General features: G+C 36.2%; 18 protein-coding genes and 1 other RNA gene. 9 read left to right on the forward strand and 10 right to left on the reverse strand.

Going from position 1 to position 16,894, the window contains the following annotated elements:
- The first annotated feature begins 38 nt into the window (after positions 1 to 38).
- A complete protein-coding gene (locus tag IGK27_RS08725) occupies positions 39 to 482 on the forward strand; it encodes a flavodoxin (protein WP_002356885.1) in 444 nt (147 codons plus the stop codon).
- A 74-nt stretch (positions 483 to 556) separates the two neighbouring features.
- Here IGK27_RS08725 and IGK27_RS08730 read toward each other — a convergent pair whose 3' ends face one another.
- Both IGK27_RS08730 and IGK27_RS08735 read right to left on the reverse strand, forming a co-directional pair.
- Complete coding sequence (locus IGK27_RS08730; RefSeq protein ID WP_010818434.1) at positions 557 to 1,030, reverse strand: TspO/MBR family protein; 474 nt, start codon at positions 1,028 to 1,030, stop codon at positions 557 to 559.
- A 157-nt stretch (positions 1,031 to 1,187) separates the two neighbouring features.
- The gene (locus IGK27_RS08735; protein WP_002356883.1) at positions 1,188 to 1,760 is read right to left on the reverse strand and encodes a TetR/AcrR family transcriptional regulator; all 573 of its coding nucleotides are present in this window, start codon (positions 1,758 to 1,760) and stop codon (positions 1,188 to 1,190) included.
- Positions 1,761 to 2,010: 250 nt separating this feature from the next.
- Here IGK27_RS08735 and IGK27_RS08740 point away from each other — a divergent pair, with 250 nt between their 5' ends.
- Together IGK27_RS08740 and IGK27_RS08745 are read left to right on the forward strand one after the other, a co-directional pair.
- Complete coding sequence (locus tag IGK27_RS08740; protein ID WP_002356882.1) at positions 2,011 to 3,249, forward strand: aminopeptidase; 1,239 nt, start codon at positions 2,011 to 2,013, stop codon at positions 3,247 to 3,249.
- A 259-nt stretch (positions 3,250 to 3,508) separates the two neighbouring features.
- The gene (locus tag IGK27_RS08745; RefSeq protein WP_002356881.1) at positions 3,509 to 3,889 is read left to right on the forward strand and encodes a PH domain-containing protein; all 381 of its coding nucleotides are present in this window, start codon (positions 3,509 to 3,511) and stop codon (positions 3,887 to 3,889) included.
- Between the two features lie 91 nt (positions 3,890 to 3,980).
- Here IGK27_RS08745 and ffs read toward each other — a convergent pair.
- Together ffs and tadA are read right to left on the reverse strand one after the other, a co-directional pair.
- An RNA gene (gene ffs, locus IGK27_RS08750) (signal recognition particle sRNA small type) lies at positions 3,981 to 4,067 on the reverse strand.
- Between the two features lie 39 nt (positions 4,068 to 4,106).
- Complete coding sequence (gene tadA, locus IGK27_RS08755) at positions 4,107 to 4,628, reverse strand: tRNA adenosine(34) deaminase TadA (protein ID WP_002384292.1); 522 nt, start codon at positions 4,626 to 4,628, stop codon at positions 4,107 to 4,109.
- A gap of 77 nt (positions 4,629 to 4,705) precedes the next feature.
- Here tadA and IGK27_RS08760 point away from each other — a divergent pair, with 77 nt between their 5' ends.
- Both IGK27_RS08760 and IGK27_RS08765 read left to right on the forward strand, forming a co-directional pair.
- Positions 4,706 to 5,557 (forward strand): PucR family transcriptional regulator, encoded by an 852-nt coding sequence (locus tag IGK27_RS08760; protein ID WP_002383772.1) that lies wholly within the window; start codon positions 4,706 to 4,708, stop codon positions 5,555 to 5,557.
- A gap of 56 nt (positions 5,558 to 5,613) precedes the next feature.
- A complete protein-coding gene (locus tag IGK27_RS08765) occupies positions 5,614 to 6,459 on the forward strand; it encodes a PhzF family phenazine biosynthesis protein (protein WP_033626649.1) in 846 nt (281 codons plus the stop codon).
- 26 nt (positions 6,460 to 6,485) lie between these two features.
- Here IGK27_RS08765 and IGK27_RS08770 read toward each other — a convergent pair whose 3' ends face one another.
- Positions 6,486 to 6,824, reverse strand: coding sequence for a hypothetical protein (locus IGK27_RS08770; protein ID WP_002356871.1), 339 nt, complete (start codon positions 6,822 to 6,824; stop codon positions 6,486 to 6,488).
- Between the two features lie 83 nt (positions 6,825 to 6,907).
- Positions 6,908 to 7,612: a zinc metallopeptidase gene (locus IGK27_RS08775; RefSeq protein WP_002384290.1), complete on the reverse strand. Its 705-nt coding sequence runs from the start codon at positions 7,610 to 7,612 to the stop codon at positions 6,908 to 6,910.
- A gap of 198 nt (positions 7,613 to 7,810) precedes the next feature.
- On the opposite strand from IGK27_RS08775, the gene IGK27_RS08780 reads away from it, so the two are divergent.
- Complete coding sequence (locus tag IGK27_RS08780) at positions 7,811 to 8,164, forward strand: YxeA family protein (RefSeq protein WP_002387247.1); 354 nt, start codon at positions 7,811 to 7,813, stop codon at positions 8,162 to 8,164.
- Positions 8,165 to 8,201: 37 nt separating this feature from the next.
- On the opposite strand, the gene IGK27_RS08785 is transcribed toward IGK27_RS08780, so the two are convergent.
- Together IGK27_RS08785 and treP are read right to left on the reverse strand one after the other, a co-directional pair.
- A complete protein-coding gene (locus IGK27_RS08785) occupies positions 8,202 to 9,206 on the reverse strand; it encodes a nucleoid-associated protein (RefSeq protein WP_002356866.1) in 1,005 nt (334 codons plus the stop codon).
- A 127-nt stretch (positions 9,207 to 9,333) separates the two neighbouring features.
- On the reverse strand, positions 9,334 to 10,800 hold the full coding sequence (gene treP / locus IGK27_RS08790) for a PTS system trehalose-specific EIIBC component (RefSeq protein ID WP_002383776.1): 1,467 nt from the start codon (positions 10,798 to 10,800) through the stop codon (positions 9,334 to 9,336).
- A gap of 211 nt (positions 10,801 to 11,011) precedes the next feature.
- On the opposite strand from treP, the gene gloA2 reads away from it, so the two are divergent.
- Positions 11,012 to 11,392, forward strand: a complete 381-nt coding sequence (gloA2, locus tag IGK27_RS08795) for an SMU1112c/YaeR family gloxylase I-like metalloprotein (protein WP_002356864.1) — start codon at positions 11,012 to 11,014, stop codon at positions 11,390 to 11,392.
- A 21-nt stretch (positions 11,393 to 11,413) separates the two neighbouring features.
- Positions 11,414 to 11,896: an SRPBCC family protein gene (locus IGK27_RS08800; RefSeq protein WP_002356863.1), complete on the forward strand. Its 483-nt coding sequence runs from the start codon at positions 11,414 to 11,416 to the stop codon at positions 11,894 to 11,896.
- Positions 11,897 to 11,939: 43 nt separating this feature from the next.
- Here the strand turns inward: IGK27_RS08800 and IGK27_RS08805 are convergent, their stop codons facing one another.
- On the reverse strand, positions 11,940 to 13,052 hold the full coding sequence (locus IGK27_RS08805) for an FUSC family protein (RefSeq protein WP_010825381.1): 1,113 nt from the start codon (positions 13,050 to 13,052) through the stop codon (positions 11,940 to 11,942).
- A 172-nt stretch (positions 13,053 to 13,224) separates the two neighbouring features.
- Between IGK27_RS08805 and IGK27_RS08810 the strand changes: the two genes are divergently transcribed.
- Positions 13,225 to 15,366: a GH92 family glycosyl hydrolase gene (locus tag IGK27_RS08810; protein ID WP_033626647.1), complete on the forward strand. Its 2,142-nt coding sequence runs from the start codon at positions 13,225 to 13,227 to the stop codon at positions 15,364 to 15,366.
- 40 nt (positions 15,367 to 15,406) lie between these two features.
- Here IGK27_RS08810 and IGK27_RS08815 read toward each other — a convergent pair whose 3' ends face one another.
- Positions 15,407 to 16,888 carry a response regulator transcription factor gene (locus IGK27_RS08815; protein WP_002378518.1) on the reverse strand — a complete coding sequence of 494 codons (1,482 nt, stop codon included), beginning with the start codon at positions 16,886 to 16,888 and terminating at the stop codon, positions 15,407 to 15,409.
- Positions 16,889 to 16,894 lie beyond the last annotated feature (6 nt).

Genomic DNA, 16,894 nt, shown 5'->3' on the forward strand with positions numbered 1-16,894 from the left:
TAATAAGTGACAGAATTGTATGAGGGGGAAGAAAGTTTATGACGTTAGCTAAAATTGTGTATGCAAGCATGACTGGGAATACAGAAGAAATTGCCGACATTGTTGCAGAAGCATTTGAAGATTTAGAATTAGAGGTCGAAATTGATGAGTGTACGCAAGTCGATGCCGCTGATTTTGAAGAGGCCGATATCTGTGTAGTAGCTACATATACGTATGGCGATGGCGATTTACCTGATGAAATTGTCGACTTTTATGAAGACTTACAAGAGATTGATTTATCAGGAAAAATCTTCGGCGTTTGTGGTTCAGGAGACACGTTTTATGATGATTTTTGTAAATCGGTGGACGACTTCGAAGCAGTCTTTACTCAAATTGGAGCAAAAAAAGGCGCCGACAGCGTTAAAGTTGATTTAGCCGCTGAAGAAGACGACATCCAACGTTTAGAAGAATTTGCGAAAAAATTAGCAACTGCCGCAGAATAACTACGTTGAAATAAATAAAATAAACACCAGAAAAAAATGGCTAGTTCCCATTTTTCTCTGGTGTTTTGATATTCCTAATTTAAAAATAAAATACTGTAATTTAAAGCTGCCGCAAAAGTAACCCAAAGAATATAAGGAATCATCAACCAGCCACGCGTTATTAATTTATAACGCAAGTAGTCCCACTGTTGAACTATTAATAATAGCCATAACAATGAGATATCAATCACAGATAATAAATTATTTTGTAAAGAAAAAAAGAAAAATGTCCAGAAAAAGTTTGCAATAAATTGTAAAATAAATAGCGTAATCATCCGTTTTTTCTGTTGTTTATTTGGATGAACTAAGATGAAATAAAAAGTAATGCCCATAAAAATATACAACACCAACCACATCGGTCCAAATAACCAGCCTGGCGGAGCAAAACTTGGTAATCTCAACGCTTGATAATATTCTCTCGCATTTACTGAAAATAAGCCCGACAAGAGCCCTAGTCCGGTAATTCCTACAATACTTAGCCATAAACGCTTATCTTTCACTCGGTTCATGTTTTTTGCCCCTTTCTATTTCTCTTCTTTACTGTAGCATGGTTGCGAATAATCTACCATTAATACACTTAACAAAAAAAGACCGTTCTTTTAAGAAACAGTCTTTTGCTGTAACCTCACAGAAGTTATCAGCATGAGGTTACACTTTTTTTAATTTTTATAGGTCAATATCAATTGGTTCATCTCGTTCAAGAATTGCTTCAATACTATCTTTCATTAAATGGATGATTTGTTCTTCTGAAGGATGGATAATTCCAGAAGTCATCAATGCAGCCACACCAGTAGCGACCACCCATGTTCCCATGTGTAAAGAGTCAATTTGAACATCGTTTAAATTAGCATACTCAGGATCAGCTTTTACCGCTTCAGTAAAATAGTGATAAGAGAATTCTTGCATTTTTTTGCCGCCACCATATTCTTCTAAATAAAGCGCACGGTATAACTTACTTTCACTTGTCGCAAAATGAATATAGTTTAAAGCCAAATCAACAATTGTATTCCCGGTATGTTTTACTGGAAATACTTCTTTCGCTAAGTATTTATGAATTTTTTGGAATAAAGCATCGCGTAAATCATCCATGTTTTTAAATTCCAAATAAATCGGTTGGGTGGAACATTTCATTTTATTAGCAATATTACGTGCAGTGAACTTCGAAAATCCTTCAGTGGCGACTACTTCATAGGCAGCTGTTAAAATCTGCTCTTTCGTAATGGTTTTTTTTCTTGCCATAATTCCCTATCCCCTTTATTCATTCATATACAACGCTTCCAAATAAATGCTTATGGTTATTGTAACACGATTTTTCTATTATGCAAAATTAGAACAACTCTTTGTACAAAAGTTCACTGAGCGGGAGCACGACAACTTTTACCCCAACTTAAAATAACAGTTGATAAAGGCTTTATTTCGTTGAGTTCCCTGCTCTTCCGTGTTATGATATGAGCAGTCATTACCCATCAAAATGAAGGAGGAATCACGAATGACCTTAGAGAATTTTAATGAAAATCTAAAGAAATATGCACGTTTAATTGCTGAAACGGGTGTCAATGTTCAGGACAATCATACGGTTGTTTTACAAATCAGTGTCGATCAAGCGCCCCTTGCCCGCTTAATTACGGAAGAAGCTTATCGCTTAGGCGCGGCCGAAGTAATTGTTCAATGGAGCGACGAAACCATTCAACGTGAATTTTTAGCTCATGCTGCAACTGATCGTATTGAAAATGTTCCTCAATATAAAATTGATCAAACCGATGATTGGATTGCCAAAGGCGCAAGCCGAATTAGCGTGGTTTCTTCTAATCCTGATGCATTAGCTGGCGTGGATGCACAACGTGTAGCAGCTTTCCAAGCGGCTAATGGGAAAGCATTGGTCAACCTACGAAAAGCAACGCAAGCCAACAAAGTAAGTTGGACTGTTGTAGCTGCTGCTAGTGAAGGCTGGGCAGCTAAAGTCTTTCCAGAATTAGCAACAAGTGAAGAACAAGTTGATGCACTTTGGAATGAAATTTTCAAAACAACACGAATTTATGAAGAAAACCCAGTCATTGCTTGGAATATCCATGATAAAAAATTACAAGAAAAAGCGGCTGAATTAAACGAACAACAATTTACTGCTTTACACTACACAGCTCCTGGGACAGATTTAACGATTGGTTTGCCTAAAAACCATTTATGGGAAGGCGCTGGTAGTTATAACGCTCGTGGGGAAGAATTCATGGCTAATATGCCAACAGAAGAAGTTTTCACCGCCCCAGATAGTCGCCGCGTTGATGGTTATGTTTCTAGTACAAAACCACTAAGTTATGCTGGCACAATCATTTCGGGAATGAAATTTACATTTAAAGACGGAAAAGTTGTTGACTTCTCAGCTGAACAAGGCGAAGAAGCATTGAAAAATCTCTTAGCTATTGATGAAGGTGCCAAACACTTAGGAGAAGTTGCTTTAGTACCAGACCCTTCACCAATTTCACAATCCGGTTTGATTTTTTATAATACATTGTTTGATGAAAATGCCTCTAATCATTTAGCCTTTGGTTCGGCCTATGCCTTCAACTTACAAGGCGGCACGGAGATGAGCGAAGAAGAATTAGCTGAAGCTGGTTTAAATCGTAGCCAAACACATGTGGACTTTATGGTAGGATCTGACAAAATGAATATTGACGGCATTAAGGAAGACGGGACGATTGTTCCAGTTTTTAGAAATGGCGATTGGGCATAGTCCTACCAAATGTTGAAACCAAAGTTTTTAGCTCCAAAAAATAAGAAGAAACTGCTTTTATTCAGTAGGTTCTTTTAAAATTTAGAAAGTGAGGCCTAAGTTGCAGCGATTTAGGCCTCACTTTCTTATGCTAAAAAATCAATTGCATTCGAAGGACCTTTAACGTTATAATCAAATTGAAAGCGGATTCTTTTACACGATATAAGTTTACTTTTAAATAAAAGAATTTTTTTCAAAAAAGTAGAATTGGAGAATTAACATGGGATTATTTGATGGATTATTAGGGAATGCAACACAAAATAACAATGAAACAGCTGAAAAAGAATTACGGGATGTTTTAATCCCTAACGAAAAAGTAGATATGGCCTTCACTTTAGTAAGAGATTTAATTGTCTTTACAGATAAACGCTTAATTTTAGTCGATAAACAAGGAATTACAGGTAAAAAAGTTGATTATAAATCGATTCCCTACAAATCTATTTCACGCTTTTCTGTTGAAACTAGTGGACATTTCGACCTAGATGCAGAACTAAAGATATGGATTTCAAGTGCTGAGTTACCTTCAGTAAGTCTTCAATTTAGAAAAGATAAAGATATTGTTGCTATTCAACAAGCTTTAGCAGCTGCTGTATTATCTTGAATCCACAAAAAAAGACAGGAAAGCGACCAACTTTCCTGTCTTTTTAATTTTAGATAAAATAAAAAAGGCTTCTCAGCCTTGATACGTTCCTTATTCAATCAGACACATGGCGGCACTTGCTTAGTGCTGCTTCCTTCCGGATCTGACACAATTCACTAGCCCGCCATTGTCCTAGCCTTTCGGCAAAACCTAGTATAACGTATTTTTATTCTTTTGACTAGTCTTTCTTTTGATTTTTTAAAAGTTTCTCTTCTTTTTTCTTTGCCCGTAACCTTTTAAAGAACTGAACTAGCAATAAGCGACACTCTTCTTCTAAAACGCCTGCTTCGACATAGGCCACATGATTGAAGCGTTCATCTTCTAATAAATTCATCAAAGTCCCAGCAGTGCCTGCTTTAGGATCGGTTGCGCCATAATAAACTTCTGGAATTCGTGCCAAAAGCATCGCCCCACTACACATTGGACAAGGTTCTAAAGTTACAAATAATTGGGTTTCTTCTAGACGCCAATTTTCTATCCCGCGACACGCTTCTTGGATTGCATACATTTCTGCATGCGCCGTTGCTTCTTGCCGTGCTTCTCTCAGATTATGCCCGCGGCCAATAATTTCCCCTTGCCGAACAATTACAGCTCCAATAGGCACCTCAGCCAAACCTTCTGCTTTTTTCGCTTCTGCAATGGCTTCTCGCATAAAAAATTCTTTTTCTTCTTGTGTTAACGTTGTTTCTTTTTTTCCCAATTAATTTCCACCTTTCGGCTTTTTCCCACTAAACTTCTGTCTTGCTTCATGGTACAATAAATCAGTGAGGTGTGTCTATGATTATTGAAAATTTATCTCAGCTTTATCCCAAAGGCTATTTATCAAAAACAATTGGTTCCGAAGCCACCTATTCAATTCCTGTTGACGACCAATTTTTCATTGTGAATAAAGCTTTCTTAAGTATTAAAGAACAGCATTTGTTGGAAGCGCTTTTCCCGATTTCTGAAAACCCAACAATTACTGGTAACCATCCTTGGTTCAGTTACTTATTTCAACAGGCAAAATTACCTGCCGAAGGGACCTTTCGTATGTTGCAAATTCAAACGAATGTCACAAAAGAATTACAAGCTGAATGGCAATTTAATTTAACAAAGATGTTTCCAGATACAGTTGATTGTTTCAGTCCAAGTAATAATATGTATATTTTAGTTGAAGAACAGTCAAAAAATACCTTTCAACAAGAAGAAATTCAAGGGATCTTTTTAACATTAGATACAGACTTTGATTGCACTAGTGCTGTATTTGTTGGCAATTTTTATTCCTCTGAAGACATTCTCCGGCGTTGTTTCCATGAAGAACAACGTATTTTTTCAGAAGAACTTAATTCCTCTAGTCGGACGACTGTTTTTAGTTTAACTGATGTTGCCCTCCACTATTTTACCAAAGAAGCCATGAGCCAAAATGTACTTGTTGAGTATTATCGTCGTTTATTAAATAAAGACACCGATATTCAGCCAATCATCAGCGCTTTGTGGAAAAATCAAGGCAATATCAGCTCCACTGCAAAAGATTTATTTATGCATCGAAATACTTTACACTATCGGTTGGAAAAGTTTTTTGAACAAACTGGCTTATCTTTAAAAAAAATGGATGATTTAATCTTTTGTTATTTGTTATTAAGAAAGTAGCACGTCCATTTTTTACTCGTATGTTTTTTATTCCCAATTAGAAAGTAGGCGTTCCAATGAAAATTACCGCATATGTCGCTAGTGCATTTAGTAAAAACCACGAAGGTGGCAACAAAGCAGGCGTTGTTTTTATGACACAGCCCTTAACGAGAACCCAAAAAATGGCCATCGCCAAAGAACTAGGATTTGCAGAAACTGCTTTTATTTCAGACTCAAAGATTGCTGATTTCCGCCTTGAATATTTTACACCAAAAGAAGAAGTCGACTTATGTGGCCACGCGACAATTGGCGCTTTCACCATCATGAAGCACTTAAATAAATTATTGCAAACAGAATATACAATCGAAACGAACAGCGGTTTGCTCGCAATCACGGCGAACGGTGAACAACTATTTATGGAACAAACTGTCCCAACTTTTTATGATACGCTCACTTTAGAAGAATTGAGCGGCTGCTTTGATTTAAACGCAGTGGCAACTGCTTTTCCTATCCAGATTGTGTCAACGGGCCTAAAAGATATTTTGGTTCCCATTAAAAATGCGCAATTATTACAGGATTTACAACCAAACTTTGAAAAAATTAAGTTACTTAGTCAAAAGTATGGAGTTATTGGGATGCATCTTTTTGCTTTGTCTGAAAAAAATATCATTTGTAGGAATTTTGCACCCCTTTATGACATCGATGAAGAAGCCGCTACTGGTACATCAAATGGTGCGTTAGCTTGTTATCTGTACCATCACCAAATTTTACAAAAAACCAATTACACCTTTGCCCAAGGTTATACCTTAAACGCTCCTTCAGAAGTCTTAGTGCGTTTGAACACTACATCCCAAAAGACAATTGATCAAGTTCTAGTTGGTGGCAGAGGCTATTATGTTGAAACAAAAGAATTATTTTTATAAAAAAAAGATGGCCTAGGCCATCTTTTTTACTTCATTGCATCTTCAATAAATGTGAAAAAGCGTTCTTTTAAAGAATCTGTATTGTCTTTAACTTTTTCGCCATATTCAGCTAATTTTGAACCGCCATCTTTCACACGATCCACAACATTTAAAACAGAATCTAATTCATCATCAGATAAATCATCGACAATCGATAATAATTTTTGGTTTCCATCAAATTTATCGTCTACAAACTTTTTAACTTTATAACGATTGGAAACATGAGATACCTTCTTAATAATTTTTTCAGAAGCGATGACTGCAACAGAGACACTTGCAACTGCAGCAATGCTTAAACCGATACCAATTTTTGTTGATGCTTTCATTTCCTTCAGCTCCTCTGTTATTTTCTACTTTAATCATAACATATTATTACTTTTATGCGTAATAGAAAGACCTTTACTAGCACTTAGTCTCGTCGGTTATTGCCACCAAATAAAATAACCAAACGTAAAAGTTGTAAAAAGGTCGAAAGCGCCGCTGCTACGTAGGTAAGTGCAGCTGCAAAAAGAACTTTTCTGGCCATTGGGACTTCTTCTTCTGTTAATAACCCACCTTCAGAAAGAATACTTAACGCACGTCTAGACGCATTAAACTCCACCGGTAAAGTCACCAATTGAAAAATCAAGGCTAATGAAAAAGCCAAAATTCCAATGTTGATTAATGTTTGATTCCAACTAAATAAAACACCAATCAAAATTAGTGGAAAGGAAATGGTTGAACCGATGTTGGCAACTGGAACAATAGCTGCACGAAGACGTAAAGGCACATAGTTCGTATGATCTTGTACCGCATGTCCGCATTCATGAGCCGCCACGCCAATAGCCGCGACCGATGTCGATTGAGCAGTGGCTTCGGATAAGCTCAACATTTTGTTTCCAGAATTATAATTGTCAGTTAAATCACCAGCAATTTGCTGAACTCCGACATCATTAATTTGTTCTTTTTGTAAAATATATTGTGCTGCCTGCGTGCCTGTAACATGTTTACTGCTTCGTACTTGATCATATTTACGAAAGGTACTGTTAACATATGCGGAGGCCGCACCAGAAATCGCAATTCCGATAATTACCAATATATAGGTTGGATCGATTCCAAAATAAAAGGGCATCATTGTCCTCTACCTCCATCTTTTTTTCTTTATTGTAGCATGATAGTGAAAAAAAGGGAGCGACAAACGTTGTCTTTTGTTTAAAAAAATGATGAATTTTTCAAGAAAGTGCCGAAACTAACAAAATTGTCACTCAATTAACGGAAAAAAATATGGCAAATTTCCTAAAAAAAAGGCATACTATTCCTTGAGGTGAGGAAAATGAAAACATTACTAAAAATATTAATTCCCATAGTCATTTTAGCCGGTGGTAGCTGGGGCGTTTATAATTACTATTACGGTGGAGAAGCCTATTATACACAAATCACAACATCTGGTGAAAAGAAAGATGAAAAAACAAATTCTGGTGAAGCAATGACCATTTATTACTATCAACAACCTGCGTTTAATAAAAACGGTGAAGAAAAAACCGTGGAATTAAACGAATCCCGTGATCAACCTTTGCGTATGAAAGCCTATCTAAAATTGAAAGTTAATCCCCGTAAAGGCGTGATCAGCTGGAATGAAGTGACAGAAAAAGAAGTCCCTGAAAAAGCTTTAGAAAAATTAAAATAAAGAAAAAACCGTTGGCAAGCGACCAACGGTTTTTTCTTTATAATTGATTACTAATTTTTTCGATATTTTTTAGCATGATGGACACTGTGCCATCTGGATTATTAACAAATTCAATTAAATCGCCATTGCGGTAAACATCTAACGGAACAATTAATTCAATACCGTTATCCATTTTTAACTTTTGTTTGCCAAATTTCTTTTCAGAAATTTCGCGAGATTCTCTGACTGGCGGTGTTTTGTCGACAAACTTCGACTCATTCACTTCTTCTTGGTAAGCTAATTTAGCTGATACATTTTCTTTAAACACTTGCTCAGCAATTTGCTCATTGTCAATCGTTCCCGTTTCCTCAATGCTATCATATACCGCTTCTTTTACCGAAGCCATTAGTTCAAACTCATCTTCGTTAAATTTCTTTCCAATGCGTTTGACTGCCTTTTTAATTTCTTTGATATTTTCTTCCATGGAAGGTGCCGCTTGCGTCTCAATCACTTTTTCAGAGAAATACCAGATTTTTTCTCCTGAAAATTCATATCTTTTCTCTAGTAATTCAAACGCTAATGTATCTAAGTCAACCGTAATCCCTTCATCTGGTTTTTGTGATTTTGAAGACAAAATTGCTCGATTGATAATCAGTTTGTTATAAACGGATTCTTCCTCATAGTCGACGTAATGCGTGTAACTTTCTTTATAGTTTAATTTAATCATTGCGACATGTAACACCGTATCTAATTCATATAAAATGAACAAAATATCAGCACTAGGCGCATCTTCGCTTCCTGAATAAACATCATACCAATGTTGGGTAACTTCTTGGCTTTTCTTCACAAAATCACTAGGAATCCCACGTAACGTGTCAACAAAGGAACTATTTTCCGCCAATGTTCCAGTCTTTGTTTGTGCAGTCGAAAGTTTTGAAATTTTTGCAGTTAAATACGTTCGAATATACTCAGTGGTTAAATCTAGTTCCTTTTCAGAAAAAACCGGCGTCCCAGTTTCTCGATCAATAATGTGTAAAATTGCTTTTTTTAAATAAATATCCATTTTTACGCTCTCCTTTTCTCAACCTTTTTAGTCTAACTGAAAGAGAGAAAAAAGCCAATAGTTTCTATAAAAAGAAGAAGAATTCGTAGAAAAATGTCTACGAATTCTTCTTTGCTTCAAAAAGCGATTACCCTTCTTCGCTGTATAACATCCCTGTTGCTTCATCAACTGGATCGACTTTATTAAAGATGCCTTTCTTTCTGAAAATATAAGTTAAGCCCATTGGTACGATAATAGCAATCACCATTGCGCCTAAAAACGGCAAGTAATATTGTGGCACAATAGATAAAATTCCTGGCAAGCCACCGACGCCGATACTGGTCGCACGAACGCCCATTAAAGTGGCAAACATTCCTGCCATTGCCGAACCAATCATGCCCGCAACAAATGGATAAACATATTTTAAGTTGATCCCAAACATCGCTGGTTCAGTCACACCTAGGTAACAAGAAATCATTGCTGGAATCGAAACTTGTTCTTCTTTTTTGTTTCCACGATGCATAAAGATAACTGCTAAAACCGCTGAACCTTGTGCAATATTTGATAGAGCAATCATTGGCCATAAGTTGGTTGACTGAAAGTCAGCAATCAACTGTAAATCAATCGCATTACTCATATGATGCAACCCAGTGATGACTAATGGTGCGTACATAAAGCCAAAGACGGCGCCAAATAACCAATTAAATGTTGACGTTAATCCTGCATTTACGATATCAGAAACCCAACTACCAATCGTCCAACCGATTGGTCCTAAAATGACATGTGCAGCCAATACTGTTGGTACTAAAGCAAACAATGGGACAAAAATCATTGAAATTGCTTGAGGAATCACTTTTCTAAAGAAAATTTCAAGATAGGCAAGCAAGAAGCCGGCTAACATAGCTGGGATAACTTGCGCTTGATAACCAATCATGTTAACTTGTGCAAACCCAAAATCCCAGAAAGGAATTTCTGCTGCTTTAGTCGTCGCAACTGAATAAGCATTCAGAAGTTGTGGTGAGACTAATGTAATCCCTAGGACAATCCCCAAAATTTGTGTGGTTCCCATTTTCTTCGTAATACTCCACGTAATCCCAACTGGCAAGAAGTGGAAAATTGCTTCGCCGATTAACCATAAGAATGAATTGACTCCATTCCAAAATTGAGAAACTTCCACGATTGTTTGACCATCAAGAAAGCCAAATGGAACCCCTTCCAAAATATTGCGGAACCCTAAAATCAATCCCCCGATAACAAGTGCAGGAATCAATGGTGTAAAAATCTCAGCTAAAACAGAAACAACTCGTTGAACAGGACTCAAATTACTTTTGGCAGCTGCTTTCCCTTCTTCTTTTGAAACCCCTTCTAAACCGGAAATTGCAGAAAAATCATTATAAAATTGTGGGACTTCATTCCCAATAATTACTTGAAACTGTCCAGCATTTGTAAAGGTTCCTTTTACAGAAGGAATATCTTCAATCACAGGTACATCCGCTTTTTTTGGATCTTTTAATACAAAACGCATTCGAGTTGCACAATGAGAAACAGCTGAAATATTTTCTTTGCCTCCTACTGCTTTCAACAACTGTTGTGCATCGCTTTGAAACTTACCCATTTTACATTCTCCTCTCAAACTTGTATATACAATTAAGTTGTATATACATCATACTCGATTATTCTTTTTTTGGCAAGCGCTTTCTTTCGAAAAAATAATTTTATTTTTTTACAAATCCCTTGTCTTTTCTTAAAGAGTCAAACAGAACGCTTTTTTAGCTGCTTCTTTATTGCTATACTACAGAGGGAAAAAACGAAAAGGAGTATGAAAAATGTTTTTTAAAGAAATTCATCATGTGGCAATCAATGCCTCAAATTATCAAGCAACTAAAAATTTTTATGTCGAAAAGTTGGGCTTTGAAGTTCTTCGCGAAAATCATCGTCCCGAAAAAAACGATATTAAATTAGATTTAAAATTAGGCAGCCAAGAATTGGAAATTTTTATTTCTGATCAATTTCCCGCTCGCCCCTCTTATCCTGAAGCTTTAGGATTACGTCATTTAGCTTTTAAAGTTGAACATATTGAAGAAGTGATTGCTTTTTTAAATGAGCAAGGAATTGAAACAGAACCGCTACGAGTAGATGATTTTACGGGTGAAAAAATGACCTTCTTTTTTGATCCAGATGGACTACCTTTAGAACTTCATGAATAATAAATAAAGGAGAGAAACAAAATGAAAGATACCTTTCGCTTAGAAAACCAGACGATTTATTTTGGTACAGAACGGGCAATTTCAGCCAGCCCTCAAACGATTTGGCGCTACTTAACTGAGACAGACAAGCTAAAACAATGGTTTCCAGAATTAGAAATTGGTGAATTAGGTGTTAACGGGTTTTGGCGGTTTATTCTGCCCGATTTTGAAGAAACAATGCCTTTCACTGATTATGCAGAGGAAAAATATCTGGGCGTGACTTGGGATACTGGTATCATCTATTTTGACTTAAAAGAACAAGCACCTCATCAGACCCTGTTAGTCTTTTCAGAATCTCTCCCAGAAAATTTTACAACACCTCGCCATAAAGATATCGCTGGTTGGTCAATTGTTCTCAACCGCTTGAAGCAAGTAGTTGAAACCCCTGATGCAGCACCAGAAAAAATAGATTTTCCGCAAATAGAAAATCATTACTTGGAAAAATTAACGAATTTAGAAAATTAAAAAGTGTGGCACAACGGGTAAATAACCCTCTGTGCCACACTTTTTAAAAACGCAAGATACGCTGATAAACAAATAAACCTAAATCAATTAAGCAAACAACAAAAATTGCCAATAATACAAAAGAGACCCGCAACTCTGCGGCATACATCCCTCGTAAACTAATTGTTGCCAAACATAACCCAAAAATCGTTGCCATTGTCACTTGTAACACGGTTCCTGGTTTTAGGGCATAAACAAAAATGCCAATCAAACTAGAAACAACGAGGTGTGTCAGTGGCAATTGAAGCCAATTGACAACAAACAGACTAAGGAAACATCCTAAAAGAGTCCCCCAAAAACGTGTCTTAATACGCGTGTTCATTTCTGCTTTCACTGGATGCAAGAGTAGAAAAACATTCATCGGAATCCAAATTATTTTAATGCCTCCTACACTCCACATTAAAATAAAACTCAGCGTAATGGTGAAACTCATACGAATAGCTAAACGAAATCGTTGCACCCTTTCGTCAGGACTTTCTAAAAATTGTTTGAAACTTGTGATCCCAAAAAAAGTCTGTTGTAAGTCGTGCCAGAAATTAATAACCGCCAATTTTTGTTGCTTCATATTTAATTGAATGCTTTTAAAAAAGCGAACATGGCCTCTACTCTTTAAGCTGGTTAGCTGACTTAATCCTGTTTGCCACCAAGCGTTTAGTGTTAAAGCCAATAAAAAAAGACCAATTAAAAAGGCCACAACTTGAGATTGCATCAAAAATGTATTTCCTTTAACCTGGATTAACTGACAAAATGTAAACATCATCAAATAACTATGATACCGCATCGGTGTCGCAGATGAATAAAATAAATAAACAATTAAAAATGTCACACTACTATTTAAAATAATAGACCAGCTAAAGGAACTACTAGCTATAAATGCTAAAAAACTGATCACAAATTGCCTGATACTCATTTTGAGCAGCGCTACAAACGAATAATCTTTTTTATAGTTAATTTTAAACATAATAGTAAATACAGGCACCATAATTAAATAGCTTGGGGAAAATAAAAAATCCAATGTATAAAAACTAACCAAAAAAAAGGCGATGACTGGGAAAATGGCCCAAACATACGCAAAAAATTGCTGACTTTTTGTACTAAAAAAATAAATAACAATCACTCCAATATCGATTCCTTATCCATTGTAACATGCTTGTCAATTCCCTCTTCAAATTGAATATACCAATTCGTTAAAAATAAATAAAAAAGCGAATAAATACGCTTTCATTTCTTGTTTTTTGTGCTATAATCAGCCTATATGATATATCATTTAAAACAAAGGAGCTACTTTCATGAATATTCAAGCGATTGATACGCGACACGGAACTGCCAACCAACATAGTTTTTCAAATGGAAATTGTCTACCCTATACTGGCGTGCCATTTGGGATGAATTTTTACGCCCCGCAAACAACTGACCAAAAAGGCAGCTGGTGGTTTCATCCAGAAGATCGAACATTTCAAGGCTATCGAGTAACGCATCAACCAAGTCCTTGGATGGGTGATTTTAGCCATTTATTAATGACCCCTGTCAGTGGTTCATTGTCGGAACTTTCTTTATTCCATGCCCAAAGTTCTTATCGTCCAGAAGAAAGCCTTTTTTCTCCTGTCGAAATTAACTTAACTCAATTACGCTATCAAATAACTTCTCAATTAATACCAAGCATGTATGGTGGTATCTTAACCATTGATTATCAACAAAAAGACAATCACTTACTACTAACTCTGCCTGGACGTTATCAAGTAAAACAATTAGATGACCATCAAGTGGCTGTAAAAGTCATCAACTATTCTGGTTGTGAAGATCCAGATTTTAGTTTTTATTTCGTGCTTCATTTTGAACAGCCTTTAACCAAATGGTTTGCCCCTTCTTCAGGTGAAGACGGCAAAATCCTTCTTTCTTTTGGAAATATTGCTCAACAAGTTGTTCATTTTAGTAGTTCATTTATTTCTGAAAAACAAGCGCAGTTAAATTTAGCGCGAGAAATCTCTTTGCGTTCTACTGAGATGCTACAACAAGGAATCGCAGATTGGCATAATTATTTCGATCGTCTTAAAGTAACGCATGAAAACCCTAAACATACTAAAACGTTTTATCATACACTGTATCGAACATTCCTATTTCCGCAAACCTTTTATGAATTGGACGAAAATCAGCAGCCGATTCATTATGATACGTTCTCGCAAACGGTTCGTCCTGGTGTACTATATACCAATAATGGCTTTTGGGATACTTATAAAACGGTCTACCCATTGTTCTCACTAATTGCTCAAGAAAAATACGAAGAGATGCTGGAAGGCTTTTTAAATAGTTACAACGAAACAGGTTTCTTGCCAAAATGGTTATCTCCAGATGAGCGTGGTTTAATGCCCGGCACCTTGATTGACGCTGTCATTGCTGATGCCGCCGTGAAAAAGATTCGTCCTGACTTGATGCCTCAGTTCCTAGAAGCGATGAAAAAAGGCGCCACACAACAAAGCGAACGAGAAAATTATGGACGTCAAGGAACTCTGGATTATCTAAAATATGGCTATGTTCCTTCAACCTATCATGAATCTGTCAATCATACCTTAGATTATGCGTACAGCGATTTCTGCATTTCACAAGTTGCAAAAACACTGAATGATTCAGAGACCGCAACGTTTTATCGTCAACAAGCCTTGAATTATCAACAACTTTTTAATCCTGAAACTGGCTTTATGCAAGCCAAGGATACTGAAGGCAATTTCCGTCCTGACTTTTTAGATATTCGTTGGGGCAAAGATTACGCCGAAGGAAGTGCTTGGCAATCAAGTTTTGCGGTTTATCAAGATTTTGCAGGTTTGATTAAGCTATATGGTAGCGAGTTAGCTTTCGAAAAAAAATTAATTCAGCTATGCAATCAAGCGCCTAACTTTAACGTTGAAGGCTATGGTTTTGAAATTCATGAAATGAGTGAAATGGCGGCAATTGATTTTGGTCAATTAGCCATCTCAAATCAACCAAGTTTCCATTATCCGTTTCTATTCAGCTACATCGGCAAACCAGAGATGGCTCAACCACTTTTAAAACAACTAATGCAAACATTTAATGCTTCACCAACTGGCTATCCAGGTGATGAAGACAATGGTAGCATGTCTGCTTGGTATATTTTTAATAGCTTAGGCTTTTATCCCGTCACACCAGGAACTGGTGAATATGTAATCGGGATGCCTTTAGTCCAGACGGCGGAAGTAAAACTGTCAAATGGTAAACAATTAACCATTCAGACATCACCAAACAAAGTCCAACAACAATTTATTCATGAAATTCAGTTAAACCAAGAAAAACATACTGCGCCTTATTTTACTCATCAAGAACTATTAAATGGCGGGACTTTAGATTATCAATTAGGGATCGTCCCGAATCCACAAAACACAGCAGAACGACCGTTTTCATTAAGTACGGAAAAATAATAAAAAGAAAGATGTTCATAAAAATTGAACATCTTTCTTTTTATTCTTCGACACCTGCGTAATTTGATTGGTATTGCTCTCGAAATTCTTTTGGCGTAATTCCATTTAATTTTTTAAACATTTTTGAAAAATAGTTGGTATTGTTAAATCCTACTTTTTCTGAAATTTCGTTGATTGTATCATCCGTGTACAATAATAATTTCTGGGCATGCTTGGTACGCACTTGATTCAAATATTGAGAAAAACTCCGCTTGGTTTCTTTTTTGAAAATTTGACCTAAATAACTAGGGTTCAAATGAAGCTCATCCGCCACCGTTTTTAAGTTTAATTCTTCTAAATAGCCTTGTTCAATTCTTTCTACAGCTTGGCTAACACTTTCTGAATATTTTTTTATTTTAGGTTTATTTTTCACTTCTGCTAAGACTTGCTGCATTAACGCATACAGTGTATTAAGATTGTTGCTGGCTCGAATTTCTTCCACGATTTTTTCATAGTTTTCTTCTAACACAGTTGGATACTGACGGGAAATATCTGAAAAAAGTAAAAAGACTACATAGCGTACATATTCTGGCGTAGCGTGTTGTTGACTTAACTGATTGAAAATAGCATCTAATTCCCGTTGAATGGTCTGCATATCCCCAATCATCAAGGCTTGGTTAAACGCTAGAAAAGTAAAATCTTCTGCCGAACGATTCATTTGTTCTTTTTGATTATTTGGCAGAAATTCTTGATAAAACGTTTCAATTGCTTGCAACTGTTTTACTTTCTCATAACTTTCATAAACCGTTTCCCATTCATTGACAGATTCCCCTACAAAAATCTGACCTTGACCAGCTAGAATCGCTTCAATTTCACGAATAAATAAGAACGCTTCTTGTCTGGCCCCTTTATAGATAAGTAACAATTGGTGGTACGTACTCATCCAACTTTCAATGAATAACAGTTGGCCTTTTTTCATAAATAGTTCCTTGATTGTTTCTAAAAATGGCATCTCAGCTTCAACCAATAAAACGGTAAAATCACCTGGTTTTATAGTCGTAAATTGCTGCATTAACTCTTCGTATTCCCCTTCGCTGATTTCATCATTAAGCCAACGCATCAAGCCATTTTCTAGATATAGACGCACGCGGGCATGGGATTTTTTTTGTTGGTCCAATTCTATTTTAATTCTCTGGATATTGGCTAATAGTTCTTGTTTATTGACTGGTTTCAAAAGATAATCTTGGACCTGCAAAGCCATGCCTTTTTTGACGTAATCAAACTCTTGATAACCTGATAAAATTAAACTAATAAATTGATGTCCTTTTTTCTTTGCTTGCTCAATTAATTCGATCCCGCTCATTTCTGGCATCGTAATATCTGTTAATAAAACATCAATGGATTCTGTTTCTAAAAAAGCCAATGCTTCTTGCGCACTACGCGCTGTTTTAACAATTTCAAAGCCTAACTCTTGCCAAGGAATAATCCATTTTAAGCCTTCTAAAATCATATATTCATCATCAACAAACATCACTCGATACATCTTTTC

The organism is Enterococcus sp. DIV0236 (genome assembly GCF_050558525.1).
Taxonomy (GTDB): Bacteria; Bacillota; Bacilli; order Lactobacillales; family Enterococcaceae; genus Enterococcus; species Enterococcus faecalis.

What these genes read in the sequence shown, in the direction of transcription:
- IGK27_RS08725 (WP_002356885.1), top strand. Translation starts at nt 39, where the DNA reads ATGACGTTAGCTAAAATTGTGTATGCAAGCATGACTGGGAATACAGAA.
- IGK27_RS08730 (WP_010818434.1), bottom strand. Translation starts at nt 1,030, where the DNA reads ATGAACCGAGTGAAAGATAAGCGTTTATGGCTAAGTATTGTAGGAATT.
- IGK27_RS08735 (WP_002356883.1), bottom strand. Translation starts at nt 1,760, where the DNA reads ATGGCAAGAAAAAAAACCATTACGAAAGAGCAGATTTTAACAGCTGCC.
- IGK27_RS08740 (WP_002356882.1), top strand. Translation starts at nt 2,011, where the DNA reads ATGACCTTAGAGAATTTTAATGAAAATCTAAAGAAATATGCACGTTTA.
- IGK27_RS08745 (WP_002356881.1), top strand. Translation starts at nt 3,509, where the DNA reads ATGGGATTATTTGATGGATTATTAGGGAATGCAACACAAAATAACAAT.
- IGK27_RS08760 (WP_002383772.1), top strand. Translation starts at nt 4,706, where the DNA reads ATGATTATTGAAAATTTATCTCAGCTTTATCCCAAAGGCTATTTATCA.
- IGK27_RS08765 (WP_033626649.1), top strand. Translation starts at nt 5,614, where the DNA reads ATGAAAATTACCGCATATGTCGCTAGTGCATTTAGTAAAAACCACGAA.
- IGK27_RS08770 (WP_002356871.1), bottom strand. Translation starts at nt 6,824, where the DNA reads ATGAAAGCATCAACAAAAATTGGTATCGGTTTAAGCATTGCTGCAGTT.
- IGK27_RS08775 (WP_002384290.1), bottom strand. Translation starts at nt 7,612, where the DNA reads ATGATGCCCTTTTATTTTGGAATCGATCCAACCTATATATTGGTAATT.
- IGK27_RS08780 (WP_002387247.1), top strand. Translation starts at nt 7,811, where the DNA reads ATGAAAACATTACTAAAAATATTAATTCCCATAGTCATTTTAGCCGGT.
- IGK27_RS08785 (WP_002356866.1), bottom strand. Translation starts at nt 9,206, where the DNA reads ATGGATATTTATTTAAAAAAAGCAATTTTACACATTATTGATCGAGAA.
- treP (WP_002383776.1), bottom strand. Translation starts at nt 10,800, where the DNA reads ATGGGTAAGTTTCAAAGCGATGCACAACAGTTGTTGAAAGCAGTAGGA.
- gloA2 (WP_002356864.1), top strand. Translation starts at nt 11,012, where the DNA reads ATGTTTTTTAAAGAAATTCATCATGTGGCAATCAATGCCTCAAATTAT.
- IGK27_RS08800 (WP_002356863.1), top strand. Translation starts at nt 11,414, where the DNA reads ATGAAAGATACCTTTCGCTTAGAAAACCAGACGATTTATTTTGGTACA.
- IGK27_RS08810 (WP_033626647.1), top strand. Translation starts at nt 13,225, where the DNA reads ATGAATATTCAAGCGATTGATACGCGACACGGAACTGCCAACCAACAT.
- IGK27_RS08815 (WP_002378518.1), bottom strand. Translation starts at nt 16,888, where the DNA reads ATGTATCGAGTGATGTTTGTTGATGATGAATATATGATTTTAGAAGGC.